We start from the raw sequence: 17,542 nt of genomic DNA, 5'->3' as shown, positions 1-17,542 counted from the left end.
TGAAGATCAGCTTCGCAAAATAATAAAAAGGTACAAAATGCACAATTTTTAACGACTTGGCAAGTAAACTTTATTTGAAAGCCTTCTTACGGCCTTGCCCAACTAAGAATACTTCCTTAGATCGGGCACGTGATGCAGCAGGTTTTACTGTTTTTAACACATCAAAGTTGTCGACTACTTGCTTACGGAACTCGTCAAAGCCTGTACCTTGGAATACCTTTACAACAAATTGACCATTTGGACCGAGCACTTTCGTAGCGAAATCGATGGCCAATTCACAGAGGTAAATCTGGCGAGGTTGATCTACAGCCTTATTACCTGAAGTATTGGGGGCCATATCTGAAATTACAACGTCTACTTTACGTCCATCTAAAATATTTAACAATTTATCGAATACTTCTTGCTCACGAAAGTCACCTTGCAAGAAGGTCACGTCTGGAAGTGCATCCATTTCCAAAATATCAGATGCAACCACTAATCCTCGATCACCGACCAGCTTTCCTGCAATTTGTGACCAACTTCCAGGTGCAGCACCCAAGTCAACCACGGTCATGCCAGGACGAATGATGTTATATTTTTCTTGAATTTCAAGTAACTTATAAGCTGCACGTGCTCGATAACCTTCTTTTTGCGCTTTTTTCACAAAATGATCATCAAGGTGCTCTCTCATCCACGCACGGCTACTTTTGGATAACTTTTGGTTGGTAATGCGTGTTGCCATATCTCTCTAAAACATTAAAATTTCTTAAACTTAATTGTACGTTAAATTCTCTAGGCTTGCAGTATACATCTGTATCCAAATCTTGGGTTTTAGTTGTTTTTTTCTATTATCTAAATCGATTATTTCCACAGAATATAAAGCGTTTAATTTCGCAGTTTGTTATACTAAGCCGTTTTTAAAATTAGGTTATCTTTATGGCGACTTTATCCATTCAGGAACGCAAGCGTTTGCGTCAAATCGGTCATGCTTTAAACCCTGTGGTAATGCTTGGCGGTTCAGGTCTGACTGAAAATGTCGTTGAAGAAATTTTACGCGCTTTAAACGACCACGAATTGATTAAAGTCAAAGTCGCGGGTGAAGACCGTGAAGAGCGCGCTGCAATCATTGCAGAAATTGCCTCAACTACAGGTGCAGAAATTGTACAGACCATTGGTAAGATTGCGTTGCTTTACAAAAAAGCGGCGAAACAAAATGCCAAATTGTCTAATTTAGTTCGTTTCGCTCACGCAGCAAAATAATTGTAGTTTTTTATGGCAAGTTACGAACTCAGTGCATTTGATCGTCGCTTTCAAGCAATTTCGCTTGTTGGTGCGATTGAACAACAAAGCCCATATGCTCTCAATATCGGTTTTTGGTTACGCGATCCCAATTTGTACATGCACTGGCCCGAAGTCGTGAATGCAAATCCTCGTCAAGACTTTTTATGGGAAAACACCTGTTTTGAAGTCTTTATCGGGGTAAAAGGCGAAGATTATTATCGCGAGATCAATCTCTCCCCTTCGCAAGCTTGGCAGGCCTATCAGTTTGAGGAATATCGTTATCCTGAAGATATGCCGCCACAGGTCGCTTACGATATTGAACTCAATCAATTGAAGCGCACCCACTATGGTTTAAATGTCAGCATTGATCTGACTGAATTTATGCTGCAACACAAACTGAAATGGGCTGACCTATATCTAGGTTTATCCGCTGTGTTGAATACGTCACAAGGTCATCAGTTCTATGCCATGCAGCATAGTGGCCAACAAGCTGACTTTCACAATAAACGTGATTGGCTACATCAGTTTTAATCCAGACAAATAAACCAGAGCAATAAAAAAGTGAGGCTATGACCTCACTTTTTTATGCACTTAATCTTGAGCTTCGTACAGCGAGATTACTTGCTTGAAACTTTATTCCACGCATCTAAGGTGTGTTCTTTTGAACGTTTGAAAGTTTCAGTCAACTGATCTTTATGTTTTACTGAAATTTCGCTGACATCACCTTTTAACTCTTTACCTAGTTTGGTCAAGTCATCTAAAACGGCCGTAAACTCAGTTTTAACAAACTCTTTTAGTTCAGTTAAGTCTTTTTGAGAGTTTGATAACTGCCCTTTAATGGTTTCTAAACGCAGTAAAAGATCTTGTTTAAACTGGCGGAGTTGCTCTTGCACACTGGCATTCAGCTGCTTCGCTTCAGCTTCAAGCTTTTCTTTGCTTTCAACTACCGCTTCAGTGACCTGCTCTGTTGCTTCTTTCGCCACTTGCTCAAGCTTTTCAGTGCTTTCTGCAACAACTTCTTTCAACGCTGGCTTTGGTTTGGTCACTTTGTCTTGTTCAGTCATGGTGTTATTCCTGTTGTTATATATACAGCGACAGCTTAACGTGATTCGATAAAATTTAGATTTTGATTTGTTAGACAATTATTTGTTGTTACATTTTTCTTTAGAAAACTTAGAAACAGCTTCCGCTACAAAATAAAAGCACTTTATCTTGTTAATTCCATCTTATTGGCATGGACTTTGTTAGTGAAGTTGCGTATAGTGCCATGTTAAGTTCAAGCGAGCAGACATAGGGAGGGTAGGTTTTTAGATAGCCTTCCTTTTTTTTCGTCTACTCGCTTTTTTACAGCCTAAATTTCAGGAGCTTTGGTTTGAGCACCCCAGCAATTTTAGCCCTTGCCGATGGTACGATCTTTAAAGGAACGTCTATTGGTGCATCGGGTAGTACGACTGGTGAAGTCGTTTTCAACACTGCCATGACTGGCTATCAAGAAATTTTGACTGACCCGAGTTATGCACAGCAACTTGTGACTTTAACTTACCCTCATATCGGTAACACAGGTTGTAATGATGAAGACGCTGAGTCAGGTCGAATTCATAAAGTGTGGGCCAACGGATTAATTATTCGTGACCTGCCTTTATTGCATAGCAACTTCCGATCAACGCAATCTTTAGGCGAATACTTAAAAGAACATAATGTTGTCGCAATTGCAGATATTGATACGCGTAAATTAACCCGTATTTTGCGTGACAAAGGTGCGCAAAATGGTTGCATCCTTGCTGGTGAAAATATTACTGAAGAGCAGGCTTTAGAAAAAGCACGCGCATTCGGTGGTTTAAATGGTTTAGACCTAGCTAAAGAATGCTGTGACCCAACTGGTTTCGAATGGACAGAAGGTTCTTGGGTATTAGGCAAAGGCTTCACACAACCTGAACTTAAATTCCATGTTGTTGCATACGACTACGGTGTCAAAACCAACATCTTACGTATGCTTGCAGACCGCGGTTGTAAACTCACTGTCGTGCCTGCACAAACTCCTGCTGCTGACGTGCTTGCATTGAATCCAGATGGCGTGTTCTTATCGAACGGTCCTGGCGATCCAGCGGCATGTGACTACGCAATTGAAGCTGTAAAAACAATTGTAGAAGACGCTCGTAACCTACCAGTCTTTGGTATTTGCTTGGGTCACCAAATTCTTGCACTTGCCTCAGGTGCAAAAACGGTGAAAATGCCGCATGGCCACCACGGTGCTAACCACCCTGTTCAAAACATGGAAACAGGCATAGTGATGATTACTTCTCAAAACCACGGCTTCGCAGTGGATGCAGAAACACTTCCTGCAAACTTGAAAGCTACGCACAAGTCTTTGTTCGATCAAACTCTTCAAGGGATTCATCGTACAGACAAACCAGCGTTCAGCTTCCAAGGTCACCCTGAAGCAAGCCCTGGTCCGCATGACTGCGCACCATTGTTCGATCATTTTATCGAACTTATCGAAGCATCTAAGAAGTAATTAAGGAAGCGATCATGGCTAAACGTACAGACATTAAAAGTATCTTAATTATTGGTGCAGGTCCGATTGTCATCGGACAGGCATGTGAGTTTGACTACTCAGGTGCGCAAGCGTGTAAAGCTCTTCGTGAAGAAGGCTACCGTGTTATTTTGGTGAACTCTAACCCAGCAACCATTATGACCGACCCTACAATGGCAGACGCAACGTATATCGAGCCAATCACTTGGCAGACCGTTGCACAAATCATTGAAAAAGAGCGTCCAGATGCTGTTCTTCCAACAATGGGTGGCCAAACAGCATTGAACTGTGCGCTGGCACTGGATGCCAACGGTATTTTAGAAAAATACAATGTTGAATTAATCGGTGCGAGTAAAGAAGCGATTGAAAAAGCGGAAGACCGTAAACTGTTTGATGAAGCAATGCGCAAAATTGGTCTTGAATGTCCAAAAGCTGCAATTGCTGAAAACATGGAAGAAGCTCTAGAAATTCAAGCGCGCTTCGGCTTCCCTGTGATTATCCGTCCGTCATTCACCATGGGTGGTTCAGGTGGCGGTATCGCTTATAACAAAGAAGAATTCCTTGAAATCTGTGAACGCGGTTTCGATCTTTCTCCAACCAAACAATTATTGATTGATGAATCTTTAATTGGCTGGAAAGAATACGAGATGGAAGTTGTTCGTGACAAAAACGACAACTGTATTATCGTTTGTGCGATCGAAAACTTTGACCCAATGGGCGTGCACACAGGTGACTCAATCACTGTTGCTCCTGCGCAAACATTGACAGACAAAGAATATCAATTGATGCGTAATGCATCTTTAGCAGTTCTTCGTGAAATTGGTGTAGAAACAGGTGGTTCTAACGTTCAATTCGGTATTTGCCCAGATACTGGCCGTATGGTGATCATCGAGATGAACCCGCGTGTATCGCGCTCATCTGCTCTTGCATCAAAAGCAACAGGTTTCCCAATTGCAAAAATCGCCGCGAAATTAGCTGTCGGTTATACCCTTGATGAATTAAAAAATGACATCACGGGCGGAACGACTCCTGCTTCGTTCGAACCTGCAATTGACTACGTGGTAACAAAAATTCCACGTTTCAACTTCGAAAAATTCCCACAAGCAGACGCAACACTGACCACACAGATGAAATCTGTGGGTGAAGTAATGGCAATTGGTCGTAACTTCCAAGAGTCTGTAAACAAAGCACTTCGTGGGCTTGAAGTGGGTGCGTGTGGTTTTGATGAAAAAATCGCAGTAGGTACTGAAGGCGCGAAAGAAAAGATCTTGGTTGAACTTAAAGTTCCGGGTCCAGAGCGTATTTGGTATGTAGCTGATGCATTCCGTCATGGTTTCACGTTAGAAGACGTGTTCCAAGCGACGAAAATCGATAAATGGTTCTTGATCCAAATCGAAGACATCATCAAAACTGAAAATGAAATCAAAACTTTAGGTTTTGGTGATCTAAACGCAGACAACATTCGTTCATTCAAACGTAAAGGTTTATCTGACCTTCGCATCGCGAACTTGATGGGTATTTCACAAAAACAATTCCGTAAGCACCGTTGGAACTTGGGCGTGACTCCAGTTTACAAACGTGTAGATACTTGTGCAGCAGAATTCGAATCTGACACTGCATACATGTACTCAACTTACGATGATGAGTGTGAATCAAACCCATCTGATAAAGATAAGATCATGGTGATCGGTGGTGGTCCGAACCGTATTGGTCAAGGTATCGAATTCGATTACTGCTGTGTACACGCGGCGCTTGCAATGCGTGAAGATGGCTATGAAACCATCATGGTGAACTGTAACCCTGAAACAGTTTCAACGGATTACGACACTTCTGATCGTTTGTACTTCGAACCAATCACTTTGGAAGATGTACTTGAAATCGTACGTACTGAAAAGCCAAAAGGCATTATCGTTCAGTACGGTGGTCAGACTCCGCTTAAATTGGCTCGTGCTTTAGAAGAAGCAGGTGCACCAATTATCGGTACATCACCAGATGCGATTGACCGCGCAGAAGACCGTGAACGTTTCCAACAAATGATTCAACGTCTTCAACTTCGTCAACCCAACAACAGCATTGTAAAATCTGCTGAAGAAGGTATGGCTGAAGCATCGAAAGTAGGCTACCCACTTGTGGTACGTCCTTCTTATGTACTCGGTGGTCGTGCGATGGAAATCGTATACAACGACGACGAACTTAAACGCTACTTACGTGATGCGGTTCAAGCATCAAATGAAGCGCCAGTTCTTCTTGACCGTTTCTTAGATGATGCGATCGAAGTTGACGTAGACTGTGTATCTGACGGTAAAGACGTGGTGATTGGCGGTATTATGCAGCACATTGAACAAGCAGGGATTCACTCAGGTGACTCAGCATGTTCGATTCCTCCATATTCGCTCTCTGACGAAATTCAAGATGAAATGCGCCGTCAAACTGTTGCAATGGCGAAAGAACTTGGCGTTATTGGTTTAATGAACGTACAGTTTGCTGTGAAAGGCGAAGACGTTTACATACTAGAAGTGAACCCACGTGCGTCTCGTACTGTGCCATTCGTTTCTAAATGTATTGGTGAGTCTTTAGCGAAAGTTGCTGCGCGTTGTATGGCGGGTCAGTCTTTAGAATCTCAAGGATTTACTAAAGAAATCATCCCGACTCACTTCTCTGTAAAAGAAGCGGTGTTCCCATTCAACAAATTCCCGGGTGTTGACCCTATTCTTGGCCCTGAGATGAAATCTACAGGCGAAGTAATGGGTGTAGGTAAAACATTTGGTGAAGCATTCTACAAAGCTGTGTTAGGCTCGAATGAACGCGTACCGGGTCTTCCTACAGAAGGCGAAGTGAAGCATGCATTTATCTCTGTGCGTGATTCAGACAAGCCTCGTGCTGTTGGTATTGCGAAGCAACTGGTAGGCTTTGGCTTCAAAGTACTTGCGACTGGCGGTACTTATGAGTTCATTAAAGCTGCAGGTATTGAGTGTGAACGTGTAAATAAAGTCACTGAAGGCCGTCCTAATATCGTGGACCGCTTGAAAAATGGCGAAGTTCACCTCATTATCAATACAACTGAAGGCAAACAAGCTCAACAAGATTCGTTCTCGATTCGTCGTTCAGCGCTTCAAGCGAAAGTGTATAACACTACAACCTTGAATGGTGCTGATGCTGTATGCCAAGCTTTTGCAATTCAATTGCCAATGGATGTATACCGTTTGCAAGATTTACAAACTGTAGGTTAATTCGTTTACCGAGAAGTCCCGTCACCTCTCGGTGGCGGGCTTTTTTCATTTATAAACCTATATTTTTTACACTCACAGACTTGAGGGACAACAATGCAACGTTATCCTATGACTCCCCAAGGCAAATTAGCCTTAGAGAAAGAATTACATCAATTAAAAAGTATTGAACGTCCACGTATTATTGCGGCAATTGCTGAAGCACGTGAGCACGGGGATTTAAAAGAAAATGCGGAATACCATGCTGCGCGTGAGCAACAAGGTTTCTGTGAAGGTCGTGTTCAAGACATCGAAGGTAAATTGGGTGCGGCTCAAGTTATCGATGTCAAAGAACTTGAACAAAACGGTCGTGTGGTTTTTGGGGTGACAGTCACTATCGAAAACTTAGACACAGAAGAACAAAAGACCTATATGATCGTGGGCGATGACGAAGCTGATTTTAAAATCAATAAAATTTCAGTGAACTCTCCTATCGCACGTGGCCTTTTGGGCAAAAGCGAAGGCGACGAAGTAAAAATTCAAACCCCTCAGGGTGAAGTTGAATACGAAATTGTAAAAGTTGCATATATCTAAGGTTCTTTGATATTTACGGCTGTAGAAACCCCTCGATTGAGGGGTTTTTTGTTTTTGTATTTTCCCAAATACCTCTCCCTAGCACTCTTCTTATGCACGTGAGAAATTTCACTCCAAGAATGAGATAGATTTAAGGCATCCATTTCCCCTCTTTTTCAAAGGAAGCGTTTTATTTGTTATAATTCCTCACACTCTCCAACGCTGTCTTTTTATGTCTGACCCCCTGATTAATTCTCCTGTCAAACACTGGTGTGAGTTTGAGTTCATCTCTAAAACGGTGAAGAATCCGAATATTCACATTAAAGGGAATTACTCTTACTACTCAGCGTATTGGGATCAGGGTTTTGAACGTTGTGTCGTGCGCTATTTGCATGATAAGCCTTCTACAACCGACAAACCGATTGATCAGCTCTATATCGGCAATTTTGTTTGTTTTGGCGCAGAATGCGTCATTATGATGGGTGGTAACCAACTACATCGTACTGACTGGATTTCGGCCTTTCCCTTTGATACGCGTAGTTTTGTTCCAGCAGGTGATACCATCATTGGCGATGGCTGTTGGATTGGTTCACGTGCCATGATTATGCAGGGTGTAACACTCGGTGAAGGTGCTGTGGTTGCGACGGGTGCTGTAGTCACTAAAAATGTACCACCTTATGCGGTTGTAGGTGGTATACCTGCAAAAATTATTAAATACCGATTTCCAGAAGATGATATTCAAAAACTGCTTGCCCTTAAACTTTATGACTTAGATGAAAAGCAGATTTTAAAAATGCGTGAGCAGTTACAGACGAGTGATGTTACTCAACTCATTGAACACCTGAATTAAACATCTGTTGTGAGATAGCATCTCATTCTTCTTGTTATACCCTCACCCGGAAAGAATCGATCATTTTAAAAGAATCTTGTTGTATTTCTTGCCAATGCGGAAGCAATTCTGCATGAAAATAGATCGTTATATAGCTCGTATTGAATCCATAATTTGGTACATGATAACTTAATTCACAACTTGTATTTTCACTTTGAAAGTAATAGCAATTGATAATGGCATCCACTCCTTTCCCCTCAACTTCTTGCCAAAAAACTCTTTGAGAAACCCGCCCGATTCCTCTAACATCTATTTGGTAGAGTCCAAGATTTAGGTTAAATACTTTTTTTTCATTGATCTCTTTTGCGCTCATCTCTTCATGTGTTGCTATATCTCTTAAGTAGAGTTTTAAACTAGCAATTGAATCAAAAAAGCCTTTGCTCTCTTGTTCTTCTGGCCATATAGTCCGCTGATTGAGTGCTACTGTGATGTTATTTACATTTTTTGAATCCAACTGAAATCCATCTGATGGCTCCATTTCAGGCCATTTGACGTCAAAACTAGCATTTTGAATCTGATCATCGCATCCTTTGATATTATGCTGTTCTCTAACATTCTTACCCCAATAGTTCACATCTTGGTATTCAACTCTTGCAAAAAATAGATAATTTCGATCGATCTTCATTTGTTGATCACCAAATCTCCCACACTCGTAAGGCTGATCTTTTATACTTGGAATATCACTAGGTTCTAAAATTATGGCAATAAAGATCACAATACTAATAATTACTGGTGACAATAATAGTAAGACTAAAAAATCTACGACTGTAAGTGGTTTTCTGAGAAAATCTAAAATCATGAGTTGCCTTAGTTGGTAAATATTTAGCTACCTAATGCTTAACATCTAATAAGTTACTAAAATATATTGTTGTATTTTCTATCATTATCATTATCATTAAAATTCAACTACTTATTATTCTTTAAATATAACCATTCGAAAAATTTAAAATAGCTTAACAAACATTTCAACATTCTCTAAATTTGTCCGTTGCTAATTCAGTTGATTCGTATCTGTCATCGTATTTATAAAGTAGTAAGTTATTAATAAATATAAGCTATTTTTTAGACAAAGCCTATGTTTCTTAAACGCTACATTTACATTCAACTTTAGTGTTAAATTGATTATTATTCACACGCTTTTGTGCTAATTTAGAAGTGAGAAATTAGCATTTCATATGCAAATATCCATATGAATTTACTAGGTTTTATTCTTTAAAAAATACAGCTAATATCAAGGTATAAGCTGTATTTAACCCGTGATACATTAGAACAGAAATCTGCACGTATAATCAATTGATAATAAGGAGAAACAACCATGGCATACCAAAACATTTTAGTCCCTGTAGACGGTTCAGAAACATCATATGCAGCAGTTGCGCAAGCGGCTGAACTTGCTAAAGCATTTGGCGGAAAAATTACAGTCGTTCAAGTACTTGCACTTGACCCTTACATTGCTGCCGAATACATTTCTGCAACTCAAACCAATGACTTAATTGAACGTGCGCGCACTTCAGTTTTGAAAACACTTGAGGAAGCAGCGGCTAAATTTAGCGATCTAGGCATTCCAGTTGAAGCAAAATTACTGGAAGGTCAGGTGGTGCATCGTGAAATTATTAGAGAAGCTGAAACATCTAAAGCAGACCTGATTGTCATTGGCTCTCATGGCCGCACAGGTTTAAAACGTTTATTCCTAGGCAGTGTTGCACAAAGTGTTTTAGGTGAAGCGCACATTCCTGTTTTAGTTGTTCGTCAGTAATACATCGAGTGCTCTACTTCCACGGAGGTAGAGCATTTCTATTTTAAATATTCCACTGAAACTCTTTCATTTTTACTTTTCCCCCAATCACTAAAATACCTTCCGCCATAAGTAACTGTGCTTGAATGTTCTGTCCCTGATCATTCAGTTTACTTAGGCTAATTTTCCCTTGGGAGTTGATTACCCGATACCAAGGCAAACTACTGTCTGCATCCATATGTTTCAGTACATAGCCCACTAAACGCGAATGTTTAGGAATGCCTGCTAAACGTGCAATTTGTCCATAACTGGCTACCCGTCCATAAGGAATCTGAGCGATCACCTGAAAAATCATCGGTGCCAGTTCTTTGACTATCGATTCTGCCATTTCAAATGTGCCCTATTCTAATTATTCCATAATGACATCGTTATATGATTCAAATAGACCCTCTCATTCATTCTAAGAAACACCAATACAGGGGCTTTTTAGTTGAGTAAATCACTAAAAGTTATCAGGACTTTCCAGACGTTTCACTTCCTGAACTCGCTCAGGGTTATGCACCGCAGCAATGCCGTCATCTGCTTTAACATCAATCAATGCTTCAGGTTGATAGACAATAATGGTTTCATAGCCCTGTGCATCTTCACCAATAATATACTTGAAACCTTTACGGTTCATTTTATTACACAAGCGTTGATACCAGCCTTTAAAACCCGTCTTTTCTTCATTCGGGTTGTAGTAAAACGCATTCATTACAGCTGGTAATCCTAGACCGCAGACCATGCCTGAGAGCAACACGGCGATAAAAGTATAACCAATCAAGATACTGCTGTATTCGCTCAGCTCAGGCACGTTAGCTACGGCTAAGATCAGTGCTAAGGAGATCCCTCCACGCACTCCACCCCATGACAAAATCGCTAAACTTCCGTTATAACTTTTCTTACGGAAAGAGGGAAAAAAGGCAAAAGATAAATAGTTCGCTGCAAAACGTGAAGCATGCAGAATAATAAACGCGACGATGCCGCCAAAAATCAGACTAAAGCTGAGATCTAAAATAAACAGTTCCAAACCAATTAAGGTGAATAAGAACGAGTTAATAATCCCTTCAACCGTATGCCAAAAATGGTTCACTTCCCGTATTTCGCGCTCTTGTAAAATTTCTTTCCATTTATTCCCCACAATCAAACCACCGATGACGCAAGCAATCGGTGCTGAAGCATGGGCAAACAGTGCAACCAAGTACGAACCGCAGGCCAAAAGTGCTGTGGTTAAAATGAGCGACTCCATTTCATGCTTACCACGTAGCAGTCGCAAGATACCTAAACCAAAGACCCAACCAATAATAACTGCGACAAAAATTTCATAGAGTAAGGTCTGTAACACACCCATGACAGTAAAGTTTTCACCCTGTAAGACATTTAAAAGCGTCATAAACAAGGCAATACACATCGCATCATTAAACAGTGATTCGCCCTCAAGCTTGACCATTAAATGATGCGGTGCACGTACCGAACTGAGCACGCCTTTGATCCCAATCGGGTCCGTTGCACCCAATGCAGCACCCAACAGCAAAAGCACCAATAAATCGACATGCTGTCCAATGATGAACTGATAACCATAGAGCACCACCCCAAAGAACACGGCGCACAGTACCAACGCAATACTGGCTAAAATACTGATCGGCTTCCAATAACTACGTAAATCTGAGACTTTGAACTTCAGTGCCGAAGAGGTCAAAATGAAGCAAATCACACCATTGATTAAAAAGTCATAGAAGTCGATGTGACGAACCGCTTCTTCAATGTTGTGAATATTGATGGTAATAAACTGATTACCACTCAGCAGGCTCGCACCCCACTGTAAAATAAAGACAAAAATGGCAGAAACGATGGGTACGCCAATGGCTTGAGGAAAACCTAAAATGCGTTTATTGAAAATAGTCGTTGCAATGGATAATGCAAAAATAACGGTAAAAACTTGTAGAAAAAAATAATTTCCCATTGAACTTCCAAATTGGGCGGTTGGGGAGACGGCGGCTTTCAGTGCTTATCTATGGAATAAAAGTTCATTTCATACACATTGATGCTCGAAATATTTTAATCATTTTTCACATCAACGCCCGAAAAAAATAATTTTTTTAACATTTCTCCGAATGATGAATTAACATAGGGCATATGCATGTTTTTTATGCGTGAACTTTCCCTTTGGCCAAGTTTGATCTCCTATGCAATTCACTTTTAAAACCATCTTTCGGATGTTCTTCGCACTGATTATTTTCCTGACAACCTTTGCGTTGTTTCTGACCTGCTTTGCAAAAACCAAAGAAATTTTACAGGCTGAGCAAAATTTTGCCTCAGCCCAAAGTTTTAAAATGAACTCTCGTCCCGATCAAACACTGGTTCTACTTTCAAACAATAAAGCTCCCGATGATCATATTTATTTGCATGTGGCCAATCAGGGTTATATCGCCAAACTCAGCTGTGATCATTATTTAACTGACATTTGTGTGGATGATTACAACGAACAACATACCCGCCAAATTCAGTCAATTGAACTACTCAAAGCAGGTCAGTTTAACTATATTCAGCAAGTCAGTTATCTCGATACACGCACACAAGATGTTAAAACATTGCGTTATACGCCTGAACAAATTCAACAGTTTTACCGTGCGGATATGAGCAACTTAAAGTATGTGGTGTTTGGGGTGTTGTTATTTGCCTGTATTGCGTTATATGTGAGTGTCCGTATTGCTCGAAACTTTAAGCAGTTCTTAAACCGATAGAAAGAATTGATTGAAATAAAAAAAGAGGCGATCAATCGCCTCTTTTTTTATGGCTTAAATGGCTTGGTTAAAGGTATCACAACTTTCAACTTGACCCGACTTAAAGCCAGTGCCAAACCAAGTCATACGCTGTTGACTGGTTCCATGGGTAAAGCTATCAGGGACCACTTGCCCTGTTGCCCGCTTTTGTAGGTAATCATCACCAATCTTATGTGCCGCATCCATCGCCTCTTCAACATCGCCTTGCTCTAAGAACTGAGTTCGTTGATTGTTATGATGCGCCCATACTCCTGCTAAACAGTCAGCCTGTAACTCTTGGCGTACCGATAAAGCATTGCCTTGCGCTTTTGAGCCCTGTGCACGAGCCTTTTGCACTTGTTGAGAAATCCCTAAAATGGTCTGAATATGATGTCCAACCTCATGTGCCACTACATAAGCCTGAGCAAAGTCACCCGCTTGATCTTGGCGCGCCAACTCCGTTTGGTTTTGCTCCCCGCCAATACCCATTTGAGTTCGCATGTCTTTAAAGAAAGCGGTGTCGATATACACCTTCTGATCTGCTGGACAGTAAAACGGCCCCATTGCAGACTGAGCAGTACCACAACCCGAATTGATCACTCCTGAAAACATCACCAACTTCGGTGGAACATATTGTTGTCCCAATTGCTGTTGGAAAATTTTACTCCATGTGTCTTCAGTATCGGCCAGTACCGTACCGACAAAGTCCATCGCTTCCTGCTGATCAGGCGTTGGGTTATCTAAACCTTGGGTTTCTGCCGCTCCAGTTTGTGCGGTCACTTGTTTAGTGGCTTGGTAGGCTTGCTGCGGATCGACTCCTAGAAATTTCCATGCCACAAAGGCAACGATCAGCCCTAAAATACTGATGCCACCCGCCTTGACACCGCCACCACCGCGACGATCCTCGACATTGCTACTGACACGACGTCCCTTCCAACGCATAGCACTCTTCCTTCTTCTAATACATGCTGACCCGATCCAGTTTATGCCTTTTTTGAGCTCGGCCAAACTTTTTTAATCAAGCTCACAATAGCCAATACAATCAAACCAGCCACAAAACCAATCACTAAGTTAATCAGTGTTGGGGTTAATGCCCCTACAATGCTGCCCACAGTTGGAATATGTTCAGCATAATCCACTGAACCTTCAGTGAAATGATGCAATAAAGGCACGCCGTGGGAAATAATGCCACCACCCACTAAAAACATCGCGATAGTGCCCACGATGGTTAAGGTCTTCATTAGTTTTGGTGCAAAAGCCAATAAACCGCGGCCAATCGTTTGCTTAAATGAAGAGGCTTGCTGAGTCAGATACAGTCCTAAATCATCAATTTTGACAATCATCGCCACAAAACCATACACACCGACGGTCATTAAAATGGCAATTACAGACAACACCATGACTTTGGTTGAAAAAGTTGCTGCAGCCACAGTCCCCAGTGAAATCACCACAATTTCTGCCGACAAAATAAAGTCGGTACGAATCGCGCCTTTGACCTTATCTTTTTCAAAAGTTGCCATATCCGTTTCAAACGCAGTTAATTCTTGGCTGGCTTCTTCTTCGGTTTTGGCTTTTTTGTGATGCAAACTATGTAGGACTTTTTCTACCCCTTCATAACATAGAAATAAACCACCAATCATTAACAGTGGCGTGATCAGCCACGGCGCAACTACACTAATCAACAGCGCCGCAGGGACTAAAATTAATTTATTAACAAAAGAGCCTTTTGCCACAGCCCAAACCACAGGCAGCTCACGGTCAGTACGAACCCCGCTGACCTGTTGAGCATTGAGTGCTAAATCATCGCCCAAAACACCAGCCGTTTTTTTTGCCGCCATTTTACTCATGACCGCAACGTCATCTAATATCGTGGCAATATCATCTAGTAATATTAATAAGCTACTCGCCATTTATTTTTATCCATCTTGAGAATTCTGACATTTTAATCTGTGATCTAAGCTTTTGAATATTTGTTTTTTGAAATTTAACTGATTTTATAATTTTTTCACTGCAGTTTTTTTAAGACTGACATTGAAAAAGATTATGCCGTACAATGTCTGCATTCTTTGAAAATAGCATGTCGCTACGACGACTTTGGAAATAGATAATGAGTAATCAAGACAACCGTCCTGTTATTTTGACAGGCGACCGTCCAACGGGACAACTTCATTTAGGGCACTTTGTCGGATCTTTACGTTCACGTGTGGGTTTGCAGGATTCACACCATCAGCATTTATTATTGGCCGATGCTCAAGCCTTTACTGACAATGCAGATAACTTTGAAAAAGTTCGCCGCAATATTATTGAAGTTGCCACAGATTACTTAGCAGTCGGGATTGACCCAACCAAAACCACCATTTGCGTGCAGTCGAGCTTACCCGCGCTGAATGAACTCACCATGTTGTATCTAAACTTTGTGACCGTGTCTCGTTTAGAACGTAACCCAACCATTAAGTCTGAAATTCAGATGCGTGGTTTCGAACGAGATATTCCAGCTGGTTTCTTATGCTACCCCGTCGCACAAGCGGCAGATATCACCGCATTTAAAGCAACAGTTGTACCTGTGGGTGAAGACCAGATTCCAATGATCGAACAGACCAATGAAATCGTACGCCGCTTAAACCGTCAGATTGGTCAGGAATTACTACCTGAGTGTAAGGCTCTGCTTTCCAATATGAGCCGCTTACCTGGCTTTGATGGTAAAGCCAAAATGTCAAAATCTTTGGGCAATACCATTGTGTTGGATGCAACAGATAAAGACATTAAAAAAGCTGTTAATGCGATGTACACCGACCCGAACCACCTGCGTGTTGAAGACCCAGGTCAGGTTGAAGGTAATATCGTATTTACGTATTTAGATGCGTTTGATCCAAACAAAGAAGAAGTTGAAGAACTGAAAGCACATTACCGCCGTGGCGGCTTGGGCGATGGTACAGTGAAAAAACGTCTTGAAGGCGTATTGAAAGAGCTGATCACGCCAATTCGTGAACGTCGTATGGAACTTGCGAAAGATCCTGATTACATCATGGATATTTTGAAGACTGGTACAGACAAATGTCGTGATATCACTCAACAGACTCTAGATGAAGTTAAATCGGGTTTAGGGGTGTTTCATTTCTAAACCCACCTTAAACTAAAGCGCATATTTAAGCCTTTCTCACTGAGAAAGGCTTTTTTGATCACTAAACAAACAAAAACAAGCCACATGCATCTCAAAAACTGACATTTAGTGTCGCTTGTTAACCTAAATTTACAGTAATTAACGTGAATACTCATGAAATAAGAATGCACAGCCCTTATGATGAGTCCATAGCTTAGATTAACCCTGAGATATAACGTTTCTCCTTTTTACCGAAACTGTGTAACAACAGATTCGTAGTTCTACGCAATGAATACCCCAATCATTGCGTATTTTTTTGCCTAAAATTTGTCAAATCACAATTAAATCGCTTTCTCGTTACGTGCCAACAAACTTAGACATTCTGTTTTTTGAATGCTATGCTAAAGCCCAATTTCAATACAATTCTTTTTAAAAATTTACACTTAACTGATAACAGCAAAAAAATAGAGAACCTTTAGAATGTGGGAATTATTTACTCACCCATCCAATTTAATTTTTAGTATTTGCCTCAGTCTGATGTTTTTATTGGGACTGCTCGAATTGATTTTATTGGTGTTAGGAGGCGGCTCACAAGGCCTACTTAACCAATTCCTACCTGATGACTTAGGCAGTACTAAAGACGTCGACATTGCACTAGATGCCGATCAAGGTTGGTTCAATGCATTGCTGGATTGGTTGTTTATCGGCCGTGTTCCTCTTTTAGTTTGGCTGATTATCTTCCTCACTCTATATAGCTTAAGTGGCTTTATTCTACAGTCCATTCTTCAAACTTGGACCGGGAACTATTGGAGTGCATGGATCATGGCACCACTTTGCCTCATACTTTCGATGCCTATGATTCGTTACAGCGCCATGCTGATTGCTAAAATTTTGCCACAAGATGAAACCACAGCAATTTACAGTGAAGAGCTGATTGGACGAACAGCACTAATTATTTTAGGTGAGGCTAAAGTCAACTCACCGGCTCAAGCACGAGTTCAAGATCAGTTCGGGCAAACGCATTATGTACTGGTTGAACCTGAAACAGACCTTCATTTTTCTCAAGGTCAAGAAGTCATTTTGACTCAAAAAACCAAGATTGGCTTTAAAGCCATTTCACTTTAATTCTTTCATTTTGTACTTATAACTTTAAATAAAATCGGGACCCTTATGCTCAGCAACAATTTCTATAACATTCTTATTCTTGCAGGGATTATCTTTGCAGCTCTGGTCATTATCGGCATTATTATTGCTCGTCTGTACCGTCGTTCCAGCAAAGAAATCTCTTTCGTACGTACCGGTTTTGGTGGCGAAAAAGTTATAATGTCATATTTATTATGTTAATAGTAATGTCATATTCAACGAACATAAAATTGTTAACCAAGAAATTTAATTGTTAAAAAGATATATCTATATATTACAATATCTTACTGTAATATTTGAAG

General features: G+C 40.8%; 17 protein-coding genes. 10 read left to right on the top strand and 7 right to left on the bottom strand.

Annotated features, from left to right (window positions below; translation table 11 throughout):
- Positions 1–70: 70 nt before the first annotated feature.
- A complete protein-coding gene (gene rlmE, locus GVX98_RS03780) occupies positions 71–721 on the bottom strand; it encodes a 23S rRNA (uridine(2552)-2'-O)-methyltransferase RlmE (protein ID WP_004695608.1) in 651 nt (216 codons plus the stop codon).
- 194 nt (positions 722–915) lie between these two features.
- On the opposite strand from rlmE, the gene yhbY reads away from it, so the two are divergent.
- Both yhbY and GVX98_RS03770 read left to right on the top strand, forming a co-directional pair.
- Positions 916–1,239, top strand: coding sequence for a ribosome assembly RNA-binding protein YhbY (gene yhbY, locus GVX98_RS03775; protein WP_004695606.1), 324 nt, complete (start codon positions 916–918; stop codon positions 1,237–1,239).
- Positions 1,240–1,251: 12 nt separating this feature from the next.
- Positions 1,252–1,791 carry a DOMON-like domain-containing protein gene (locus GVX98_RS03770; protein ID WP_159127304.1) on the top strand — a complete coding sequence of 180 codons (540 nt, stop codon included), beginning with the start codon at positions 1,252–1,254 and terminating at the stop codon, positions 1,789–1,791.
- Between the two features lie 86 nt (positions 1,792–1,877).
- Here GVX98_RS03770 and GVX98_RS03765 read toward each other — a convergent pair whose 3' ends face one another.
- Positions 1,878–2,324: a hypothetical protein gene (locus GVX98_RS03765; RefSeq protein WP_010327273.1), complete on the bottom strand. Its 447-nt coding sequence runs from the start codon at positions 2,322–2,324 to the stop codon at positions 1,878–1,880.
- A gap of 308 nt (positions 2,325–2,632) precedes the next feature.
- Between GVX98_RS03765 and carA the strand changes: the two genes are divergently transcribed.
- The 4 genes from carA to GVX98_RS03745 all read left to right on the top strand — a co-directional run bounded on the left by carA (position 2,633) and on the right by GVX98_RS03745 (position 8,422).
- Entirely contained in the window at positions 2,633–3,775 is a 1,143-nt protein-coding gene (gene carA, locus GVX98_RS03760) for a glutamine-hydrolyzing carbamoyl-phosphate synthase small subunit (protein ID WP_116760350.1), read from the top strand.
- Positions 3,776–3,789: 14 nt separating this feature from the next.
- Positions 3,790–7,023 (top strand): carbamoyl-phosphate synthase large subunit, encoded by a 3,234-nt coding sequence (gene carB / locus GVX98_RS03755; RefSeq protein WP_159127303.1) that lies wholly within the window; start codon positions 3,790–3,792, stop codon positions 7,021–7,023.
- A 93-nt stretch (positions 7,024–7,116) separates the two neighbouring features.
- The gene (gene greA, locus GVX98_RS03750) at positions 7,117–7,593 is read left to right on the top strand and encodes a transcription elongation factor GreA (protein WP_004695598.1); all 477 of its coding nucleotides are present in this window, start codon (positions 7,117–7,119) and stop codon (positions 7,591–7,593) included.
- Between the two features lie 211 nt (positions 7,594–7,804).
- A complete protein-coding gene (locus tag GVX98_RS03745; protein ID WP_159127302.1) occupies positions 7,805–8,422 on the top strand; it encodes a CatB-related O-acetyltransferase in 618 nt (205 codons plus the stop codon).
- A gap of 34 nt (positions 8,423–8,456) precedes the next feature.
- Here the strand turns inward: GVX98_RS03745 and GVX98_RS03740 are convergent, their stop codons facing one another.
- A complete protein-coding gene (locus GVX98_RS03740) occupies positions 8,457–9,260 on the bottom strand; it encodes a hypothetical protein (protein WP_151836778.1) in 804 nt (267 codons plus the stop codon).
- A gap of 516 nt (positions 9,261–9,776) precedes the next feature.
- Between GVX98_RS03740 and GVX98_RS03735 the strand changes: the two genes are divergently transcribed.
- Positions 9,777–10,217 (top strand): universal stress protein, encoded by a 441-nt coding sequence (locus GVX98_RS03735; RefSeq protein WP_004982711.1) that lies wholly within the window; start codon positions 9,777–9,779, stop codon positions 10,215–10,217.
- A 43-nt stretch (positions 10,218–10,260) separates the two neighbouring features.
- Here the strand turns inward: GVX98_RS03735 and GVX98_RS03730 are convergent, their stop codons facing one another.
- Both GVX98_RS03730 and GVX98_RS03725 read right to left on the bottom strand, forming a co-directional pair.
- The gene (locus tag GVX98_RS03730; protein WP_159127301.1) at positions 10,261–10,584 is read right to left on the bottom strand and encodes an MGMT family protein; all 324 of its coding nucleotides are present in this window, start codon (positions 10,582–10,584) and stop codon (positions 10,261–10,263) included.
- A 114-nt stretch (positions 10,585–10,698) separates the two neighbouring features.
- A complete protein-coding gene (locus GVX98_RS03725) occupies positions 10,699–12,198 on the bottom strand; it encodes a sodium:proton antiporter (RefSeq protein WP_159127300.1) in 1,500 nt (499 codons plus the stop codon).
- A gap of 223 nt (positions 12,199–12,421) precedes the next feature.
- On the opposite strand from GVX98_RS03725, the gene GVX98_RS03720 reads away from it, so the two are divergent.
- Positions 12,422–12,979: a hypothetical protein gene (locus GVX98_RS03720; protein WP_159127299.1), complete on the top strand. Its 558-nt coding sequence runs from the start codon at positions 12,422–12,424 to the stop codon at positions 12,977–12,979.
- Positions 12,980–13,033: 54 nt separating this feature from the next.
- Here the strand turns inward: GVX98_RS03720 and GVX98_RS03715 are convergent, their stop codons facing one another.
- Entirely contained in the window at positions 13,034–13,939 is a 906-nt protein-coding gene (locus GVX98_RS03715; protein ID WP_159127298.1) for a neutral zinc metallopeptidase, read from the bottom strand.
- 41 nt (positions 13,940–13,980) lie between these two features.
- The gene (locus GVX98_RS03710) at positions 13,981–14,907 is read right to left on the bottom strand and encodes a DUF808 domain-containing protein (protein ID WP_159127297.1); all 927 of its coding nucleotides are present in this window, start codon (positions 14,905–14,907) and stop codon (positions 13,981–13,983) included.
- 197 nt (positions 14,908–15,104) lie between these two features.
- Between GVX98_RS03710 and trpS the strand changes: the two genes are divergently transcribed.
- Complete coding sequence (gene trpS / locus GVX98_RS03705) at positions 15,105–16,118, top strand: tryptophan--tRNA ligase (protein ID WP_159127296.1); 1,014 nt, start codon at positions 15,105–15,107, stop codon at positions 16,116–16,118.
- Between the two features lie 459 nt (positions 16,119–16,577).
- Entirely contained in the window at positions 16,578–17,222 is a 645-nt protein-coding gene (locus GVX98_RS03700) for a YqiJ family protein (RefSeq protein ID WP_159127295.1), read from the top strand.
- The last annotated feature ends 320 nt before the right edge of the window (positions 17,223–17,542 follow it).

Origin of the sequence: Acinetobacter sp. 8I-beige, assembly GCF_902505955.1 — a bacterium.
Taxonomy (GTDB): Bacteria; Pseudomonadota; Gammaproteobacteria; order Pseudomonadales; family Moraxellaceae; genus Acinetobacter; species Acinetobacter johnsonii.
Note: the sequence above shows the minus strand (reverse complement) of the source record. Positions and strands in the feature narration are given on the sequence as shown.

Bases quoted from the DNA above. Each gene is read 5' to 3' on its own strand.
- GVX98_RS03740 (WP_151836778.1), bottom strand. From the start codon at position 9,260: ATGATTTTAGATTTTCTCAGAAAACCACTTACAGTCGTAGATTTTTTA.
- GVX98_RS03700 (WP_159127295.1), top strand. From the start codon at position 16,578: ATGTGGGAATTATTTACTCACCCATCCAATTTAATTTTTAGTATTTGC.
- greA (WP_004695598.1), top strand. From the start codon at position 7,117: ATGCAACGTTATCCTATGACTCCCCAAGGCAAATTAGCCTTAGAGAAA.
- GVX98_RS03765 (WP_010327273.1), bottom strand. From the start codon at position 2,324: ATGACTGAACAAGACAAAGTGACCAAACCAAAGCCAGCGTTGAAAGAA.
- GVX98_RS03720 (WP_159127299.1), top strand. From the start codon at position 12,422: ATGCAATTCACTTTTAAAACCATCTTTCGGATGTTCTTCGCACTGATT.
- GVX98_RS03715 (WP_159127298.1), bottom strand. From the start codon at position 13,939: ATGCGTTGGAAGGGACGTCGTGTCAGTAGCAATGTCGAGGATCGTCGC.
- GVX98_RS03770 (WP_159127304.1), top strand. From the start codon at position 1,252: ATGGCAAGTTACGAACTCAGTGCATTTGATCGTCGCTTTCAAGCAATT.
- rlmE (WP_004695608.1), bottom strand. From the start codon at position 721: ATGGCAACACGCATTACCAACCAAAAGTTATCCAAAAGTAGCCGTGCG.
- trpS (WP_159127296.1), top strand. From the start codon at position 15,105: ATGAGTAATCAAGACAACCGTCCTGTTATTTTGACAGGCGACCGTCCA.
- GVX98_RS03745 (WP_159127302.1), top strand. From the start codon at position 7,805: ATGTCTGACCCCCTGATTAATTCTCCTGTCAAACACTGGTGTGAGTTT.
- GVX98_RS03735 (WP_004982711.1), top strand. From the start codon at position 9,777: ATGGCATACCAAAACATTTTAGTCCCTGTAGACGGTTCAGAAACATCA.
- GVX98_RS03730 (WP_159127301.1), bottom strand. From the start codon at position 10,584: ATGGCAGAATCGATAGTCAAAGAACTGGCACCGATGATTTTTCAGGTG.
- yhbY (WP_004695606.1), top strand. From the start codon at position 916: ATGGCGACTTTATCCATTCAGGAACGCAAGCGTTTGCGTCAAATCGGT.
- carB (WP_159127303.1), top strand. From the start codon at position 3,790: ATGGCTAAACGTACAGACATTAAAAGTATCTTAATTATTGGTGCAGGT.
- GVX98_RS03725 (WP_159127300.1), bottom strand. From the start codon at position 12,198: ATGGGAAATTATTTTTTTCTACAAGTTTTTACCGTTATTTTTGCATTA.
- GVX98_RS03710 (WP_159127297.1), bottom strand. From the start codon at position 14,907: ATGGCGAGTAGCTTATTAATATTACTAGATGATATTGCCACGATATTA.